Source organism: Pseudomonas sp. TMW22089 (genome assembly GCF_022496645.1).
Lineage (GTDB): Bacteria > Pseudomonadota > Gammaproteobacteria > Pseudomonadales > Pseudomonadaceae > Aquipseudomonas > Aquipseudomonas paraversuta.
On the sequence record NZ_SCFG01000001.1, the window covers coordinates 232,316 to 249,035 of the forward strand.

A 16,720-nucleotide genomic window follows, 5' to 3' on the forward strand; every position below is an offset into this window, starting at 1 on the left:
CACTGCTGACTGGTCAGTCTTGTCGGGACTTTGCGACACGCGTATGCTCGGCGATCCGTCTGTCCAACAGCATAAAAGCGGATTGCCCACATGTCTGATTTGAAAACCGCCGCTCTCGAATACCATACCCAGCCCCGTCCAGGGAAACTGAGTGTCGAGCTCACCAAACCTACCGCTACTGCCCGCGATCTAGCGCTGGCTTACAGCCCGGGTGTAGCCGAACCAGTGCGCGAAATCGCCCGCGACCCTGAACTTGCCTACAAGTACACCGGCAAGGGCAACCTGGTAGCCGTAATTTCTGACGGTACCGCGATTCTGGGCCTGGGTAACCTCGGCCCATTGGCCTCCAAACCTGTTATGGAAGGCAAAGGCGTGTTGTTCAAGCGCTTTGCCGGTATCGATGTTTTTGACATCGAAGTTGACTCCGAAAGCCCGCAAGCCTTCATCGACACCGTTAAACGCATTTCCATCACCTTCGGCGGCATCAACCTCGAAGACATCAAGGCACCTGAGTGCTTTGAGATCGAACGTGCCCTGATCGAGCAGTGCGATATTCCGGTATTCCACGATGACCAGCACGGTACCGCCATCGTGACCGCGGCCGGCATGATCAACGCCCTGGAAATCGCCGGTAAAACCCTGGCCGATGCCAAAATCGTTTGCCTGGGCGCCGGCGCTGCAGCCATCTCCTGCATGAAATTGCTGGTGAGCATGGGCGCGGCCATCGAGAACATCTACATGATCGACCGTACCGGGGTGATTCACTCCGGCCGTGACGACCTGAACCAGTACAAGGCGGTATTTGCCCACGCCACCGAGAAGCGCACCCTGGCTGACGCCATGGAAGGCGCAGACGTGTTCGTTGGCCTGTCGGGTCCGAACCTGCTGAGCGCTGAAAACCTGCTGCGCATGGCGCCTAACCCGATCGTGTTCGCGTGCTCCAACCCGGATCCGGAAATTTCTCCGGAGCTGGCCCACGCCACTCGTAACGACGTGATCATGGCCACAGGTCGTTCGGACTACCCGAACCAGGTCAACAACGTACTGGGTTTCCCTTTCATCTTCCGTGGTGCTCTGGACGTCCGTGCCAAGCGTATCAACGAAGAGATGAAAATCGCAGCGGCCAACGCCTTGCGTGAACTGGCCAAACTGCCAGTGCCACAGGAAGTGTGCGACGCCTACGGCGGTATCAAGCTGGAGTTCGGTCGTGAGTACATCATCCCGAAACCAATGGATGCCCGCCTGATCACCCTGATCTCCGATGCCGTGGCCAAAGCTGCGATCGAGACCGGTGTTGCTACCCTGCCATACCCGAAAAACTACCCGCTCAAAAGCGTGGATGACGTGTTTAACGGCTAATTTCGTTTAGCGTCAAACCTGAAGCCCCGATGCTGCGAAGCATCGGGGCTTTTTGGTTTTCGGGGTGCTTGGGGGCGTTGTGTCCGATGCGCTCAGGCAGCCCGCAATCTTGCGCACTGGACCACTATCAGCTGGCGACGTTGGGCAATTGCCCGTTTGACCTGGCTTCAGGCAAGCAGCCATGCAGGTTTATGACTTTTTGAACGCTGGCCTGGATCAATGCCACTCTGGGCTGGCCGCAAGCGCCTGTTAGGGGCGCTTGCGGCTGGCGACCTCGTTAGAAGAGATCGATCGGCGCGCCATCATCTGCCGGCAGTGGACTGCCCGGCGCTACGCCATTGCCCAGTTCGCTGTTGGTAGGTGGTGTGTCTTCGCTCTTGAACAGCTCAAAGTAGGCGCCAGGGGTGCCGGGGGAAGCGATACGGCCGCTTGCCGGGTCTATGCGCAGGCTGAGGATGCCTTCGGGTTCGGCCTGGCTGTGAGCAGGCTTGCCTTTGAGTGCGCCGCCCATATAGGTGATCCAGATCGGCAGGGCGACGGTGCCACCGTACTCGCGACGTCCGAGGCTTTCCGGCTGGTCGAAACCGGTCCACACGGTCGTCACGTAATCGGCGTTGTACCCGGAGAACCACGCATCCTTGGATTCGTTGGTAGTACCGGTTTTGCCCGACAGATCGGTACGGCCCAGCGCCAGGGCGCGGCGCCCGGTGCCGAGCTTGATCACGTCCTGCAGCATGCTGGTGAGGATGTAAGTGGTACGCCCGTCAACGATGCGCTCGGCGACCGCCTGGGTTTCAGTCGTCGGCAAGCCCGGTGCGGCGTTGATGGTGTCGATGGTCAGCGCTGCGGCTTCTTTCGGCACATCTTTGCTGGCGTCTTTCGGCACGCTTGGCGGGTTGGCCACGAACAGGGTTTCGCTGTTGCGGCTTTCGATCTTGTCGATCAGGTACGGCGTGATCTTGTATCCGCCGTTGGCGAAGGTGCTCCAGCCGGTGGCAATCTCCATCGGGGTCAGGGTTGCCGTGCCCAGGGCCAGCGACAGGTTGCGCGGCAGGTCCTGTTTGTTGAAGCCGAACTTGCTGATGTAGTCGATGGTGCGGTCGATGCCCAGGCTTTGCAGCAAGCGGATCGAGACCAGGTTGCGCGACTTGTACAGCGCCTCACGCACACGGATCGGGCCGAGGAAGGTATTGGTGTCGTTCTTCGGGCGCCAGACTTTGTCCAGGTACTCGTCGACAAACACGATCGGCGCGTCGTTGACCAGGGTGGCGGCGGTGTAGCCGTTATCCAGCGCGGCGCTATAGATGAAAGGTTTGAAGCTTGAACCCGGTTGGCGCTTGGCCTGCATCGCGCGGTTGTAGTTGCTCTGCTCGAACGCAAAACCACCGACCAGGGCACGAATGGCGCCGTTGTCCGGATCAAGGGAAACCAGAGCGCCTTGTACGTTTGGCACCTGGCTGAACTTGAGGCTGCCATCGGCTTGTGGCTGTACGCGAATCAGGTCGCCGACTTGCGCCACATCGGAAGGCTGCTTGGGCATGGGGCCCATGCTGTTGGTATTGAGGAACTTGCGCGCCCATTTCATGCTGTCCCAGGCCACGTGGCCTTCTCCGGTGCGGGTCAGCACTTGCAGGCCGTTTTTGTCGACCTGGGTCACGATGGCCGGCTCCAGACCGCTGAACGGGCGTTGCTTGGCCAGCTCTTGAGCCCAGGCCGCCGGGGTTTTGCCCGGCAAGCGGGATTCCGGACCGCGATAGCCGTGGCGCTGGTCATAGGCGATCAGGCCTTCATGTACGGCGGTGTTGGCCAGTTCCTGAAGATTGCTCGGCACGGTGGTGGTGACGCGGTAGCCCTCGGTGTAGGCAGCGCTGCCATAGCGCCCGACCATTTCGGCGCGGGCCATCTCGGCGATATACGGTGCGCTGACTTCCGGAGTGGGTACGTGGTAGCTGGCGTTGACCGGCTCGGCAATTGCGGCTTCGTAGCTGGCCTGGTCGATTTTCCCGAGCTTGTACATGCGGCCCAGAATCCAGTCGCGTCGCTCTTTACTGCGCACCGGGTTGGCCAGCGGGTTAAAGCGCGAAGGGGCTTTGGGCAGACCGGCAATCATGGCCATCTGCGCCAGGCTCAGGTCGCGGATCGACTTGCCGTAGTACACCTGCGCCGCGGCCTCGATGCCGTAAGCGCGGTTGCCCAGGTAGATTTTGTTCACGTACAGCTCAAGGATTTCGTCCTTGGTCAGTTCGCGCTCGATCTCCAGAGCCAACAGGATTTCATTGGTTTTGCGCGAAAAGCTGCGCTCGCTGGAGAGGAAATAGTTCTTCGCCACCTGCATCGTGATGGTGCTGCCACCCGATTGAATGTGTCCGCTTTTTACCAGCTGGGTGGCGGCACGCATCAGGCTGCTGGGATCAACCCCGTAATGATTGGCGAAGTTGTCATCTTCTGCAGACAACAAGGCATTGATGAAATTGGGTGGAATGTCGGCGAACTTGATCGGGGAGCGGCGCATTTCGCCGAACTCTGCGATTAATTTGCCGTCGCTGGTGAAGACCCGCAAAGGAATCTGCAACTGGATGCTTCTCAACGACTCTACGGACGGCAAGCCAGGACTAAGATAGAGAAACGCGCCGCTCAGCACGAGCAGGAGCCCGCAGAACACAGCAACGAAAGACCACCCGAAAAACTTCAGCAGACGAATCAAGGCTTTTGGATTTCCAGATTGAGAAATGGGTTTGCACGTCAGGGTAATGCGCAAGTGCGCCGGGTCGACGATACGGAAAAAAACGCCCGGCATTATAAGCATTTTTCGCTCATGGGCGTCATGGGCCACATGTCAGAACGGGTTTTGAGCGGATCTCATTTTTTACCCCTCCGTAAGTCACGGATTGCATTAGGGAAAACATCAGTGAGCGGATTATTCAACAAGTCCGGCCAGCGATATGTGGGAATCGACATCGGTTCGCACGGGATAAAAATCGTCGAACTGAGCCGTGCGCACGGCAGGTTCAGGTTGCAGGCATATGCCGTTCAACCGCTGGCGATCCCGGGTGCAGATGATCAGACCGGCGCGGATCCGAAAAGTGTCGCACAAGCGCTGCTCGGGGCATTGGGCAGGGCGGGGGTAGAGGCCCGTGATGCTGTCGTGGCGGTGCCTGACGCGCTGGTCATAGGTAAAACCTTTGAGGTGCAAGCGGGGCTGAGCCGGGAAGATCTGGAGCTTCATGTCTGGTTGGAGGCCGAGCAATATCTGCCCTATGCCCTTGAAGATGCGGCACTGGACTTCGAGGTTCAAGAGCATGTATCCAGCAGCCCGGGTCAGGTCAGCGTATTGCTGGTGGCCTGCCGGCAAGAAACCCTGGCCTGGTACCAGGCACTGTTGAGCGGTGCCGGACTGAAGGCGCGAGTGGTTGATGTTCAGGCCCATGCCCTGGCCCGTGGAGCGGTCTGGGCCCCTGGTCCGCCTCAGCCCTTGGACGTGACGGGCACAGTGGCCGTGCTGGACTTCGCCGCGGCAACGACGGGGTTAAGCATCGTCCGGCAAGGCCTTGTGATCCACTGCGCAGAGCTGCCGTTTGGCTCCGCTGATTTTTGCAATGAAGCCTTGAGCACCGCTGGGGCTGAGCATCTGCAGCGCGGGTTTGCGCAGTTTGCCGAGTCCGGCAGTGGCCCTGGGGTGGTCGCGATCCTGTTGGCGGGTGCTGGGGCGTCGCGCCCGGGGCTGGATCAGCGGGTTGAGGCGCAAACGGGTATACCGACGCGGGTGGCCAACCCGTTTGCGCTCATGGATCTCAATCCTGCACTCGCGCCTGAAGCCTTGTTCTGCGATGCTCCGCTGTTGTTGACTGCCTGTGGTCTGGCCTTGAGGGGGTTTGATTAATGGCGAGAATCAACTTGCTGCCCTGGCGCGCATTGCTGCGTGAAAAGCGCAGCCGGGTTTTTTTGATTGTACTGCTCGCCCTGGCTGTGGCAGCAGCAGGTGGCCTGCTGGTGATCGATCGCTTCATCGACCGCGCCGTAGAGCGGCAGCTGGCGCGCAATGACTTGATCCGCAGCGCCACGGTGCAGCTGGACGGGCGAGCCCGGCAAATCGATCAGTTGAAGGTGCGCCGCGAGCAATTGCTTGAGCGCATGCAAACGATCGAGACGCTTCAGGGCAACCGCTCGGACAGCGGGATTATCCTCGAGCAACTGGCCCGCAGCTTGCCGGTGGGGGTGTATTTCACCGACGTAAAAATGACCGAGCGCACCATCGTCATCACGGGGGTTGCCCTGTCCAATAAACTGGTCGCCGAGTTGATGCGCAACCTGGATGCGTCGCACTGGCTGGAAACCCCCGTACTGATCGATGTGAAAGCGGGGCCGGTGCACACCGGGGGCAATGAGCGGTTATTTCAGATGACCGTACGCAGCCGGCATGCGCCCGCCGGTGGGGTGCTCTGATGGCCGCGCACTGGCTGCAGAGCCTGCGCGTCCTTGAGCTGCACGAGTTGAACCCGGCTCAGTCGGGTGACTGGTCACTGCGGCGAAAATCGCTGGTGGCGCTGGCGTTGGTGGGGTTTGTGTTGCTGGCGGGGTATCTGCTGCAGATTCATTCTGCGCTCACCAGGCTCGAGCAGGAACGTGCGACAGAGACTGTGCTCAAGGCCGGTTTTGAGTCCATGGCCGCGCATGTTTCGGGGCTTGATGCTCACCTGCAGCAAGTGCAGGTGCTGGAAAGCTCTTTCAGGCACTTGATGGCGCAACTGCCCCGCAAGGCAGAAGTCCCCGCGCTGCTTGACCAGATCTCACTACTGGGCCTGACCAGCGGCCTGATGATCGAACGCATCCAGTGGTTGCCCGAAGTTCTTCAACCTTTTTATAGCGAGCTGCCATTGCAGTTGTCGCTGGTCGGGGCTTATCACGACTTTGGTCTTTTCGTCAGCGGCCTTGCTGGCTTGCCGCGCATTGTGACGGTGCAGGATTTTACCCTTGCCCCGCTCAGTGATGCGGGTAACGGCCAATTGCGCATGACCCTGCTGGCCAGTACTTACCGCACCCACGATCAGGAATCTGCCCCGTGAGTGTTCTGGCCCGGTTATGGGTCATGGGGTGGGCGGTGGCCCTGGCGGGATGCGACAACGGGCAAAGCCCTGTGCAGTTGCAGGCCTGGCTTCAGGAAGTCCGGACGCATGGGGGGGATGCGGTTGTAACGGTTGCGCAGGCTGGTGACCGGCCGCCGTTTGTCTACACGGCCCAGGCTCTGCGCAGCCCTTTTCAGGCTGCAGGAGAAGCTGGCGCCGGTAGTTGGCAAACAAGTCTTCTGCGCGATGATGAACTTGACGGCAACCGGCCCCGGCAGTTTCTGGAAGGCATTGACCTTGAACAATTCGAAATGGTCGGCACGCTTTCCAGTGCTCTGCAAATCAATGCCTTGTTGCGAGCCAAGGGTGTTGTCCATCGGTTGAAAATCGGCGATTACCTGGGTCGCAACAACGGTCAGATTGCCTCGATCAATAACGCCCGGGTTGAGGTGTTTGAGGTTATTTCCGATGGTCGGGGCGGTTGGCTGGAGCGGTCCCTGACGATCCCTTTAAAACAGCAGTCTTGACGGAACTACGCCATGAAAAGGACTTTCCCGGTGTGTGTACTGGCGCTATGCAGCGCGCTGAATTCGCAGCAGTTACTGGCGGTCGTGCCAGCCGGCCCTCTTGAGTCCCCAGGCTCAAAAGCGCCCGGGGCGGTCTATGTGGGCGAAACAATATCCCTTAACTTCCAGGGCGTCGAAGTGCGCACGGTGCTGCAGTTGCTGGCAGATTTTACCGGGTTCAATCTGGTGGTCAGTGATGCCGTGCAAGGCAGTGTGACCCTCAATTTGCAGGACGTACCCTGGGACCAGGCACTGGACCTGGTGCTTAAAAGCAAGGATCTCGACAAACGCCTTGAAGGCAATGTGCTGTTGGTAGCGCCTGCCGAAGAAATGGCTGCCCGCCAGCAGTATGAGCAGGATCTGCGCAATCAACTGGCCGAACATGCACCGTTGCGTCGGGAGCTGGTGCAGATCAAGCATGCCCGGGCGGCAGACATTGCCAGCCTGTTTCAGTCAGTGACCGCTGCTCAGCCCGGCGCCCAGGGGCGAGGCTCGCTCACGGTTGATGAGCGCACCAATCACATCATTGCCTTGCAGACCGGCGAGCAACTGCAAGAGTTGCGGCGCATCGTGGCTCAGCTGGATGTGCCGGTGCGCCAGGTCATGATCGAGGCCCGTATTGTTGAGGCCGGGGTGGACTTTGAAAAGAATCTTGGGGTGCGCTGGGGCGGGGCGGTCAATCAGGGTGGCAGGTTGAGCGCAGGAGGTATTGATGCAGCAGGCGGGGCTGCAGACTTGAATTCACCCTTCGTCGATCTCGGTGTCAGGGGCAATACCTCGGGGTTGGGTGTCGCCTTCATCAGCAACAACCTGTTGCTTGATCTGGAACTCAGTGCCATGGAAAAGACCGGAAACGGTGAAATCATCTCTCAACCCAAGGTCGTTACCTCAGACAAGGAAACCGCCAAAATCCTCAAGGGCTCCGAAATTCCCTATCAGCAGACCAGCGGCAGCGGGGCAACCTCGGTGTCATTCAAGGAGGCCTCCTTGTCTCTCCAGGTGACGCCGCAAATCACCCCGGACAACAGCGTCCTGATGGACGTTGTGGTGACCAAGGACGAGCCTGACTACATCAATATGGTCAACGATGTGCCGCCGATCAAAAAGAACGAGGTCAAGGCCAAGGTGCTGGTTAGAGACGGAGAAACCATTGTGATTGGGGGCGTGTTCTCAAATACTCAAAGCAAAGTAATAGATAAAGTGCCATTTTTTGGCGATCTGCCGTATGTTGGCCGACTTTTCCGGAGAGACGTTGTCCAGGAAAAAAAATCCGAACTGCTGGTGTTCCTGACTCCGCGTATCATGAACAACCAGGCGATTGCTGTGAGTCATTGATTCTGTGCGAAATTTGATTCTTGTTGGGCCAATGGGGGCTGGAAAAAGCACCATCGGACGTTTGCTGGCCAAAGAGCTGCACCTGCCGTTCAAAGATTCCGACAAGGAAATTGAATTGCGCACCGGTGCCAATATCCCGTGGATCTTCGATAAAGAAGGCGAACCGGGCTTTCGTGATCGTGAAGCGGCGATGATTGCCGAGCTTTGCGAAGCCGATGGCGTGGTACTGGCAACCGGTGGTGGCGCGGTCATGCGCCCGGAAAACCGGCTTGCGCTGCGTAATGGCGGGCGGGTGGTGTACTTGCATGCCTCCATCGAGCAGCAGGTTGCACGTACCGCGCGTGACCGCAACCGACCCCTGCTGCGCAATGCCAACCCGGAGAAAATTCTGCGGGACCTGCTGGCTGTTCGCGACCCGCTCTATCGGGAAATCGCCGATCTGGTGGTCGAAACCGATGAGCGACCGCCGCGGATGGTGGTTCTGAATATTCTCGAACGTCTGGCTCAACTTGCCCCACGGTAGTCGCTGCTTCGACAGCGGTTACAAAAAACCATCGCACCCTTGACGGTGTATCCATGTCCGGGCCATTAAAGTGCGTTGCGAAATGCGCTATCCTCGGCGCCGGCCATGGCGTGCTGTCAGGCAGTCAAAGGTATTGAGGGAACTGGCTTGCCAGCGATGCAGGTGCCGCGGTCACAAGGTTTGACCAGGTTCATGCAGCCGCCGCCAGGCCCGCTCCGACAAAGCTTGTTTTGCTTCAGCGGTATGGCCAAAGGCTATAGAGTTGTGTCACTTCCCGGCGCGACCCACACTTGATAATTGTGAGACAGGGCGCCGGCTGTCCTTTTTCAATGCGGGGATTCATGCAAACACTGAAGGTTGATCTAGGCGAGCGTAGCTACCCGATTCACATTGGCGAAGGTTTGTTGGATCAGCCGCTGCTGCTGGCTCCGCACATCGCCGGTCGCCAGGTGGCGATTGTGACCAACACCACCGTGGCTCCCCTCTATCTTGAGCGCCTGACCCGCAGCCTGGCGGGGTATTCGGTGCTGCCGATCATCCTGCCCGATGGCGAATCGTTCAAAAACTGGGAAACCCTGCAGCTGATTTTCGATGGCCTGCTCACAGCCCGCCATGACCGGCGCACCACGGTGATTGCCCTTGGTGGTGGCGTGATTGGTGACATGGCCGGGTTTGCCGCCGCTTGCTATCAGCGCGGTGTCGACTTTATCCAGGTGCCAACCACCTTGCTCTCGCAGGTTGATTCGTCCGTGGGCGGCAAAACCGGGATCAACCATCCGCTGGGCAAGAACATGGTCGGTGCCTTCTATCAGCCCAATCTGGTGCTGATCGATACGCAAACCCTCAATACCCTTGCGCCCCGCGAATTGTCCGCAGGGCTGGCGGAAGTCATCAAGTACGGGCTGATTTGCGACGAGCCTTTCCTGACCTGGCTGGAAGACAACATGGACGCCCTGCGTGGCCTCGATCAGGTTGCCCTGACTGCCGCCATTCAGCGTTCGTGCTCGGCCAAGGCCGAAGTGGTCGGCGCCGATGAACGCGAGTCGGGTGTGCGTGCCACCCTCAACCTTGGACACACCTTTGGCCACGCCATCGAAACCCATATGGGCTATGGCGTGTGGCTACATGGCGAGGCGGTTGCGACAGGTACGGTGATGGCGCTGGAAATGTCTTTCCGTTTAGGCTGGATCGACCAGGCCGAGCGTGATCGCGGTATCCGTTTGTTCCAGCGTGCAGGTTTGCCGGTTGTGCCGCCTGCCGACATGAGCGAAGCCGACTTCATGCAACACATGGCAGTTGATAAAAAAGTGATCGACGGTCGTATGCGACTGGTGCTGTTGCGCCGTCTTGGCGAAGCCACAGTGACTGACGATTATCCACAAGAGGTTCTACAAGCCACGCTGGGTGCGGATTACCGCGCACTGGCTCAGCTTAAAGGTTAATAAGATCCTGATGACTAGTTTGCATGCCGACGAGGCGTTCCTCGGTCACTTCCAGCTGAACCATGACCCCTTTGCACCGCGGGTGCCGGGGTTCAAGTTTTTCCCTGCCCAGCGCAAGCCGGTGCTGGGGCAATTGCACCACCTAGCCCGCTATAGCCAGTTGCTGTTGGTGGTGACCGGGCCTGAGGGCAGCGGCAAGACCTTGCTGCGTCAGGCACTGGTCGCCAGCACCAACAAACAGTCAGTACAGAGCGTGGTGGTGTCGGCACGGGGTGCCGGTGACGCTGCTGGCATCTTGCGCCAGGTGGCGCAGACCCTGAACGCTGCCCGGGCCGATGTGGGCGCGATTCTGGCGCAAGTGGTACAGCTGGCGCTGACCGGGCAGGAAGTCTACCTGCTGGTCGATGACGCCGAGCAGCTCGACGAGTCTGCTCTTGAGGCCCTGCTGGCCCTGGCGGCGGGTGCGCCGGAAGGCCGGCCGCATGTCTTCCTGTTTGGCGAGCCGTCAATGATTGACGGGCTTGAGCAGTTGAGCGCTGATGAAGAGCGCTTCCATGTGATCGAGCTGCAGCCCTATACCGAGGAAGAAACCCGCGAGTACCTGGCGCAACGCCTTGAAGGTGCCGGGCGTGGAATCGAACTCTTTAGCGCACAACAGATCTCAGATATACACGAGAGCTCCGAAGGCTGGCCTGGCATCATCAATCAGGTCGCCCGCGATGCAATGATCGAAGCCATGATTGCTAGCCGTTCTGCGGTCAAACGTCCAAGTATGGGGTTCAACATGCCTAAGAAACACGTATTGGCCATTGGTGCCGTAGTGGTGGTGGCAGTAGCCGCTGCCATTCTGATTCCGGGTCGCAGCAAAGCACCAACCGCACCCGCTGCTGAGCAGACACAATTGGGCCAGGCCACGCCGAATGGCGGCGCCAATCCGTCGATAGATTTCGCCGGTTCTTCGCAGCCAATGCCATTGCCGCTGGTGGGTCAATCGCAGCCGGTCATGCGCGGGCCTCTGGCTGAAGCCGCTGGCGGCATTGCTGAAGGCGATGACGGCGGCGTACCTGCAGTCGACGGTGGCGTGGCCCAGCCGCCAACCGTAACCACCACTGCGCCGCCTCCAGGCGTGGCATCGGGCCCGGCACCAGTGGCAGCACCACGTCCTGCGCCGGCACCGGCACCGGCCGTGGCAGCAGCCAAACCTGCACCTGCTCCGGTTGCCAAACCTGCTCCGGCCCCGGCTCCAAAGCCTGTGGTGAAACCGGCCGAGAAGCCGGTCACACTGGCCAAGGCGGCACCGGGCGGTAGCTGGTATTCCAGCCAGCCAGCAACTAACTACGTGGTGCAGATTGTTGGCACCAGCTCCGAAGCCTCTGCACAAAACGTCGTCAAAGAAGTAGGTGGCCAAGCCCGCTACTTCAAGAAATCGCTCAACGGCAAGCCCCTGTTTGTCGTCACCTACGGCAATTTCCCGAACCATGCCGCAGCAACTGCGGCAATCAAGAACTTGCCAGCGAAGATTCAGGCTGGTAAACCTTGGCCTCGCACTGTCGCCAGCGTCCAACAAGAACTGGCAGCAGCTCGCTGATGCTCCGGCGGCCTTACCCAGGCCGCCGTTCTCGTACATCAAAATTCCAGCTTGAGCATGCGGCTAAATAGGCCGTATGCCTTGTGGTGTCTGCGCCGTGTGGCGGTCAACATCAAAAATGTTTTGACTAGCACAGGTAATCGCTTTAAACCTTCATAAATGCGACATGAATTTACGGCAATTCGCCGCTTAATTTGTGAGCTCTTACGTCGGTGTGTAGAATGACCACCCTTTTGCCCTGCCAAGCTGGCGTACGTTCAGCGCGGGGACCAAGTGGTTGAATTAAAAGAAATTTGCCCCTTTATGGGGCAGCCTGGTGAGAAAGTGTCTATGAAAGCAGGTCTGTACCACCCCGATGAATTCAAGGATAACTGTGGTTTCGGCCTGATTGCCCATATGCAGGGCGAGCCCAGTCATACCCTTCTGCAAACCGCCATTGAGGCCCTGACCTGCATGACCCACCGCGGTGGGATCAACGCAGACGGCAAGACCGGTGACGGTTGTGGCCTGCTGATTCAAAAACCTGATCTGTTCTTGCGTGCCGTGGCCAAAGAACAGTTCGGCAGTGATTTGCCCAAGCAGTACGCGGTCGGCATGGTGTTTTTCAACCAGGACCCGATCAAGGCTGAAGCGGCCCGTAACAACATGAACCGCGAAATCCTCGCGGCGGGCCTGCAACTGGTGGGCTGGCGCAAAGTGCCGATCGATACCAGCGTGCTGGGCCGTCTGGCCCTGGATCGTCTGCCGCAGATCGAGCAAGTGTTCATTGCCGGTGCCGGCCTGAGCGATCAGGACATGGCGATCAAGCTGTTCAGCGCCCGTCGTCGATCGTCGGTGGCCAACGCCGCTGATACCGACCATTACATCTGCAGCTTTTCCCACAAGACCATCATTTATAAAGGCCTGATGATGCCGGCGGATCTCACCGCCTTCTATCCGGACCTGAGCGATGAGCGCCTGCAAACCGCGATCTGCGTGTTCCACCAGCGCTTTTCGACCAACACCCTGCCGAAATGGCCACTGGCCCAGCCATTCCGCTTTCTCGCCCACAACGGCGAGATCAACACCATCACCGGCAACCGCAACTGGGCCCTGGCCCGTCGCACCAAGTTCGCCAACGACCTGATCGGCGACCTCGACGAGCTCGGCCCGCTGGTCAACCGCGTGGGTTCTGACTCCTCCAGCATGGACAACATGCTGGAGCTGATGGTCACCGGTGGCATTGACCTGTTCCGTGGCGTGCGCATGTTGATTCCACCGGCGTGGCAGAACGTTGAAACCATGGACCCCGACCTGCGGGCGTTCTATGAGTACAACTCGATGCACATGGAACCGTGGGACGGCCCGGCGGGCGTGGTAATGACCGATGGTCGTTACGCTGTCTGCCTGCTCGACCGCAACGGCCTGCGCCCGGCGCGCTGGGTCACCACCACCAACGGCTATATCACCATCGCCTCGGAAATCGGCGTGTGGAACTACCAGCCACAGGACGTGATTGCCAAAGGCCGTGTGGGCCCTGGACAGATCCTCGCCGTTGACACCGAAACTGGCCAGGTGCTGGACACCGACTCCATCGACAACCGCTTGAAGTCGCGCCACCCGTACAAGCAGTGGCTGCGCAAGAATGCCCTGCGCATTCAGGCCACCATCGACGACAATGACCATGGTTCGGCGTTTTACGACGTTGACCAGCTCAAGCAATACATGAAGATGTACCAGGTCACGTTCGAAGAGCGCGATCAGGTGCTGCGTCCATTGGGCGAACAGGGCTACGAAGCCGTGGGCTCGATGGGGGACGACACGCCAATGGCGGTGCTGTCCCAACGAGTGCGCACGCCATACGACTACTTCCGTCAGCAGTTCGCGCAGGTCACCAACCCGCCGATCGATCCGCTGCGTGAAGCCATCGTCATGTCGCTGGAAATCTGCCTCGGTGCCGAGCGCAACATCTTCCAGGAATCGCCAGAGCACGCTTCGCGCGTGATCCTCAGTTCACCGGTTATCTCGCCTGCCAAATGGCGCTCGCTGATGAACCTCGACCTGCCGGGCTTTGAGCGTCAGATCATCGACCTCAACTACGACCAGTCGGTTGGCCTGGAAGCGGCGGTGCGCAACATTGCCGATCAGGCTGAAGAAGCCGCCCGTGCCGGCCGTACGCAAATTGTCCTGACCGACCGCCATATCGCGCCGGGCAAGCTGCCGGTTCACGCCTCGCTGGCTGTGGGCGCGGTGCACCACCGCCTGACCGAAAAAGGTCTGCGCTGCGACAGCAACATCCTGGTAGAAACCGCTACTGCCCGTGACCCGCATCACTTCGCGGTGCTGATCGGCTTCGGCGCTTCGGCGGTCTACCCGTTCCTGGCCTACGAAGTGCTGGGTGATCTGATCCGCACCGGCGAAGTGCTGGGCGACCTTTACGAAGTCTTCAAAAACTACCGTAAGGGCATCACCAAGGGCCTGCTCAAGATCCTCTCGAAGATGGGCATCTCGACCATTGCCTCGTACCGCGGAGCGCAGCTGTTCGAGGCCATTGGCTTGTCTGAAGAAATCTGCGACCTGAGCTTCCGCGGCGTACCAAGCCGGATCAAGGGCGCACGTTTCGTTGACCTTGAAGCCGAGCAAAAATTGCTGGCTGCCGAAGCCTGGAGCGCGCGCAAGCCGATTCAGCAAGGCGGTTTGCTCAAGTACGTGCACGGTGGCGAATACCACGCCTACAACCCGGACGTGGTTGCCACCCTGCAGGCGGCTGTACAGCAGGGCGACTACAGCAAGTTCAAGGAATACACGGCACTGGTCGACAAACGCCCGGTGTCGATGATCCGCGATCTGTTCAAGGTCAAAACCCTCGACACGCCGCTGTCCATTGACCAGATCGAACCCCTGGAGTCGATCCTCAAGCGTTTCGACTCGGCGGGCATCTCCCTTGGCGCACTGTCGCCGGAGGCCCACGAAGCCCTGGCCGAAGCCATGAACCGTTTGGGCGCACGCTCCAACTCCGGTGAAGGCGGCGAAGACCCGGCGCGTTACGGCACCATCAAAAGCTCGAAAATCAAACAGGTGGCCACCGGCCGTTTCGGTGTGACCCCGGAATACCTGGTCAACGCCGAAGTGCTGCAGATCAAGGTGGCCCAGGGCGCCAAGCCGGGCGAGGGCGGGCAACTGCCGGGCGGCAAGGTCAACGGTCTGATCGCCAAACTGCGTTACGCAGTACCCGGCGTGACCCTGATCTCGCCACCGCCGCACCACGACATCTACTCCATCGAAGACTTGTCGCAGCTGATTTTTGACCTCAAACAGGTCAATCCCAAGGCGCTGGTTTCGGTCAAGCTGGTGGCGGAAGCGGGCGTAGGCACCATCGCCGCAGGCGTGGCCAAGGCCTATGCCGACCTGATTACGATCTCCGGTTATGACGGCGGCACCGGTGCATCGCCCCTGACTTCGATCAAATACGCGGGCGCGCCGTGGGAGCTGGGCCTGGCTGAAACCCACCAGACCCTGCGCGGCAACGACCTGCGCGGCAAGGTGCGGGTACAAACCGACGGCGGCCTGAAAACCGGCCTCGACGTGATCAAGGCCGCGATCCTCGGCGCTGAAAGCTTCGGCTTCGGCACCGCGCCAATGATCGCCCTGGGCTGCAAATACCTGCGTATTTGCCACCTCAACAACTGCGCCACCGGCGTGGCGACCCAGAACGAATCGCTGCGTAAAAACCACTACATCGGCACGGTCGACATGGTGGTCAACTTCTTCACCTACGTGGCTGAAGAAACCCGCGAGTGGCTGGCCAGACTCGGTGTGCGCACCCTCGAAGAGCTGATCGGGCGTACTGACCTGCTGGAAATCCTGCAGGGCGAAACCGCCAAGCAGCACCACCTCGACCTGACGCCACTGCTGGGCAGCGACCATATCCCGGCCGACAAGCCGCAGTTCTGTCAGGTAGAGCGCAACCCGCCGTTCGACAAAGGCCTGCTGGCCGAGAAGATGGTCGACATGGCCACTTCTGCCATCAACGACCTGAGTGGCGCGGAGTTCGCCCTGGACATCTGTAACTGTGACCGCTCGATCGGTGCCCGGATCTCGGGTGAAATCGCCCGTGCCCACGGCAACCAGGGCATGGCCAAGGCGCCGATCACGTTCCGCTTCAAAGGCACTGCAGGCCAGAGCTTTGGTGTGTGGAACGCCGGCGGCCTGAACCTGTACCTCGAAGGCGATGCCAACGACTACGTGGGCAAGGGCATGACCGGCGGCAAGCTGGTGATAGTGCCGCCTGCGGGCAGCGTCTACAAAACCCAGGACAGCGCGATTATCGGCAACACCTGCCTGTACGGCGCCACCGGCGGCAAGCTGTTTGCGGCGGGCACGGCGGGCGAGCGTTTCGCCGTGCGTAACTCCGGGGCCCACACCGTGGTTGAAGGCACGGGCGATCACTGCTGCGAATACATGACTGGCGGTTTCGTCTGCGTACTGGGCAAAACCGGTTACAACTTCGGCTCGGGCATGACCGGCGGTTTCGCCTACGTGCTGGATCAGGACAACAGCTTTGTCGACCGGGTTAACCACGAACTGGTGGAAATCCAGCGTATCAGTGGCGAAGCGATGGAGGCCTACCGCAACCATCTGCAACACGTGCTGGACGAATACGTTCAGGAAACCAACAGCGAGTGGGGCCGCAACCTCTCGGAAAACCTCGATGATTACCTGCGTCGTTTCTGGCTCGTCAAACCCAAGGCGGCGAGCCTGAAGTCTCTGCTGGCCAGTACTTTGGGTAGTCCGCAGTGACGACGCAGCGGCAGGCGGCAAGCTTCAGGCCGCAAGCTCGAAGCAGTCAGGGGTGTTCCGGTAAA

11 protein-coding genes are annotated in these 16,720 nt (G+C 59.8%); 10 read left to right on the plus strand and 1 reads right to left on the minus strand.

Going from position 1 to position 16,720, the window contains the following annotated elements; all coding sequences use genetic code 11:
- The first annotated feature begins 90 nt into the window (after positions 1 to 90).
- Positions 91 to 1,359, plus strand: a complete 1,269-nt coding sequence (locus EQV90_RS01110; protein WP_240877647.1) for a malic enzyme-like NAD(P)-binding protein — start codon at positions 91 to 93, stop codon at positions 1,357 to 1,359.
- Between the two features lie 277 nt (positions 1,360 to 1,636).
- Here EQV90_RS01110 and EQV90_RS01115 read toward each other — a convergent pair whose 3' ends face one another.
- Entirely contained in the window at positions 1,637 to 4,063 is a 2,427-nt protein-coding gene (locus EQV90_RS01115; RefSeq protein ID WP_003438791.1) for a penicillin-binding protein 1A, read from the minus strand.
- A 204-nt stretch (positions 4,064 to 4,267) separates the two neighbouring features.
- On the opposite strand from EQV90_RS01115, the gene pilM reads away from it, so the two are divergent.
- From pilM to gltB, 9 genes are all read left to right on the plus strand, one after another.
- The gene (gene pilM, locus EQV90_RS01120) at positions 4,268 to 5,239 is read left to right on the plus strand and encodes a type IV pilus assembly protein PilM (protein WP_202211116.1); all 972 of its coding nucleotides are present in this window, start codon (positions 4,268 to 4,270) and stop codon (positions 5,237 to 5,239) included.
- The gene (locus EQV90_RS01125; RefSeq protein WP_003438796.1) at positions 5,239 to 5,802 is read left to right on the plus strand and encodes a PilN domain-containing protein; all 564 of its coding nucleotides are present in this window, start codon (positions 5,239 to 5,241) and stop codon (positions 5,800 to 5,802) included. The genes pilM and EQV90_RS01125 overlap by 1 nt, the downstream gene beginning before the upstream one ends.
- Positions 5,802 to 6,422 (plus strand): type 4a pilus biogenesis protein PilO, encoded by a 621-nt coding sequence (gene pilO, locus EQV90_RS01130; protein WP_003438800.1) that lies wholly within the window; start codon positions 5,802 to 5,804, stop codon positions 6,420 to 6,422. The genes EQV90_RS01125 and pilO overlap by 1 nt, the downstream gene beginning before the upstream one ends.
- Positions 6,419 to 6,949: a pilus assembly protein PilP gene (locus EQV90_RS01135; RefSeq protein ID WP_003438802.1), complete on the plus strand. Its 531-nt coding sequence runs from the start codon at positions 6,419 to 6,421 to the stop codon at positions 6,947 to 6,949. Before pilO ends, EQV90_RS01135 begins: the two co-directional genes overlap by 4 nt.
- A 12-nt stretch (positions 6,950 to 6,961) precedes the next feature.
- Positions 6,962 to 8,323 (plus strand): type IV pilus secretin PilQ family protein, encoded by a 1,362-nt coding sequence (locus EQV90_RS01140; RefSeq protein ID WP_346769528.1) that lies wholly within the window; start codon positions 6,962 to 6,964, stop codon positions 8,321 to 8,323.
- Positions 8,324 to 8,327: 4 nt separating this feature from the next.
- A complete protein-coding gene (gene aroK, locus EQV90_RS01145; protein WP_003438807.1) occupies positions 8,328 to 8,846 on the plus strand; it encodes a shikimate kinase AroK in 519 nt (172 codons plus the stop codon).
- A 341-nt stretch (positions 8,847 to 9,187) separates the two neighbouring features.
- On the plus strand, positions 9,188 to 10,288 hold the full coding sequence (gene aroB / locus EQV90_RS01150) for a 3-dehydroquinate synthase (protein ID WP_003438810.1): 1,101 nt from the start codon (positions 9,188 to 9,190) through the stop codon (positions 10,286 to 10,288).
- 10 nt (positions 10,289 to 10,298) lie between these two features.
- Positions 10,299 to 11,876: an AAA family ATPase gene (locus EQV90_RS01155; RefSeq protein ID WP_161719285.1), complete on the plus strand. Its 1,578-nt coding sequence runs from the start codon at positions 10,299 to 10,301 to the stop codon at positions 11,874 to 11,876.
- Positions 11,877 to 12,206: 330 nt separating this feature from the next.
- Entirely contained in the window at positions 12,207 to 16,655 is a 4,449-nt protein-coding gene (gene gltB / locus EQV90_RS01160; protein ID WP_010656285.1) for a glutamate synthase large subunit, read from the plus strand.
- Positions 16,656 to 16,720: the final 65 nt, after the last annotated feature.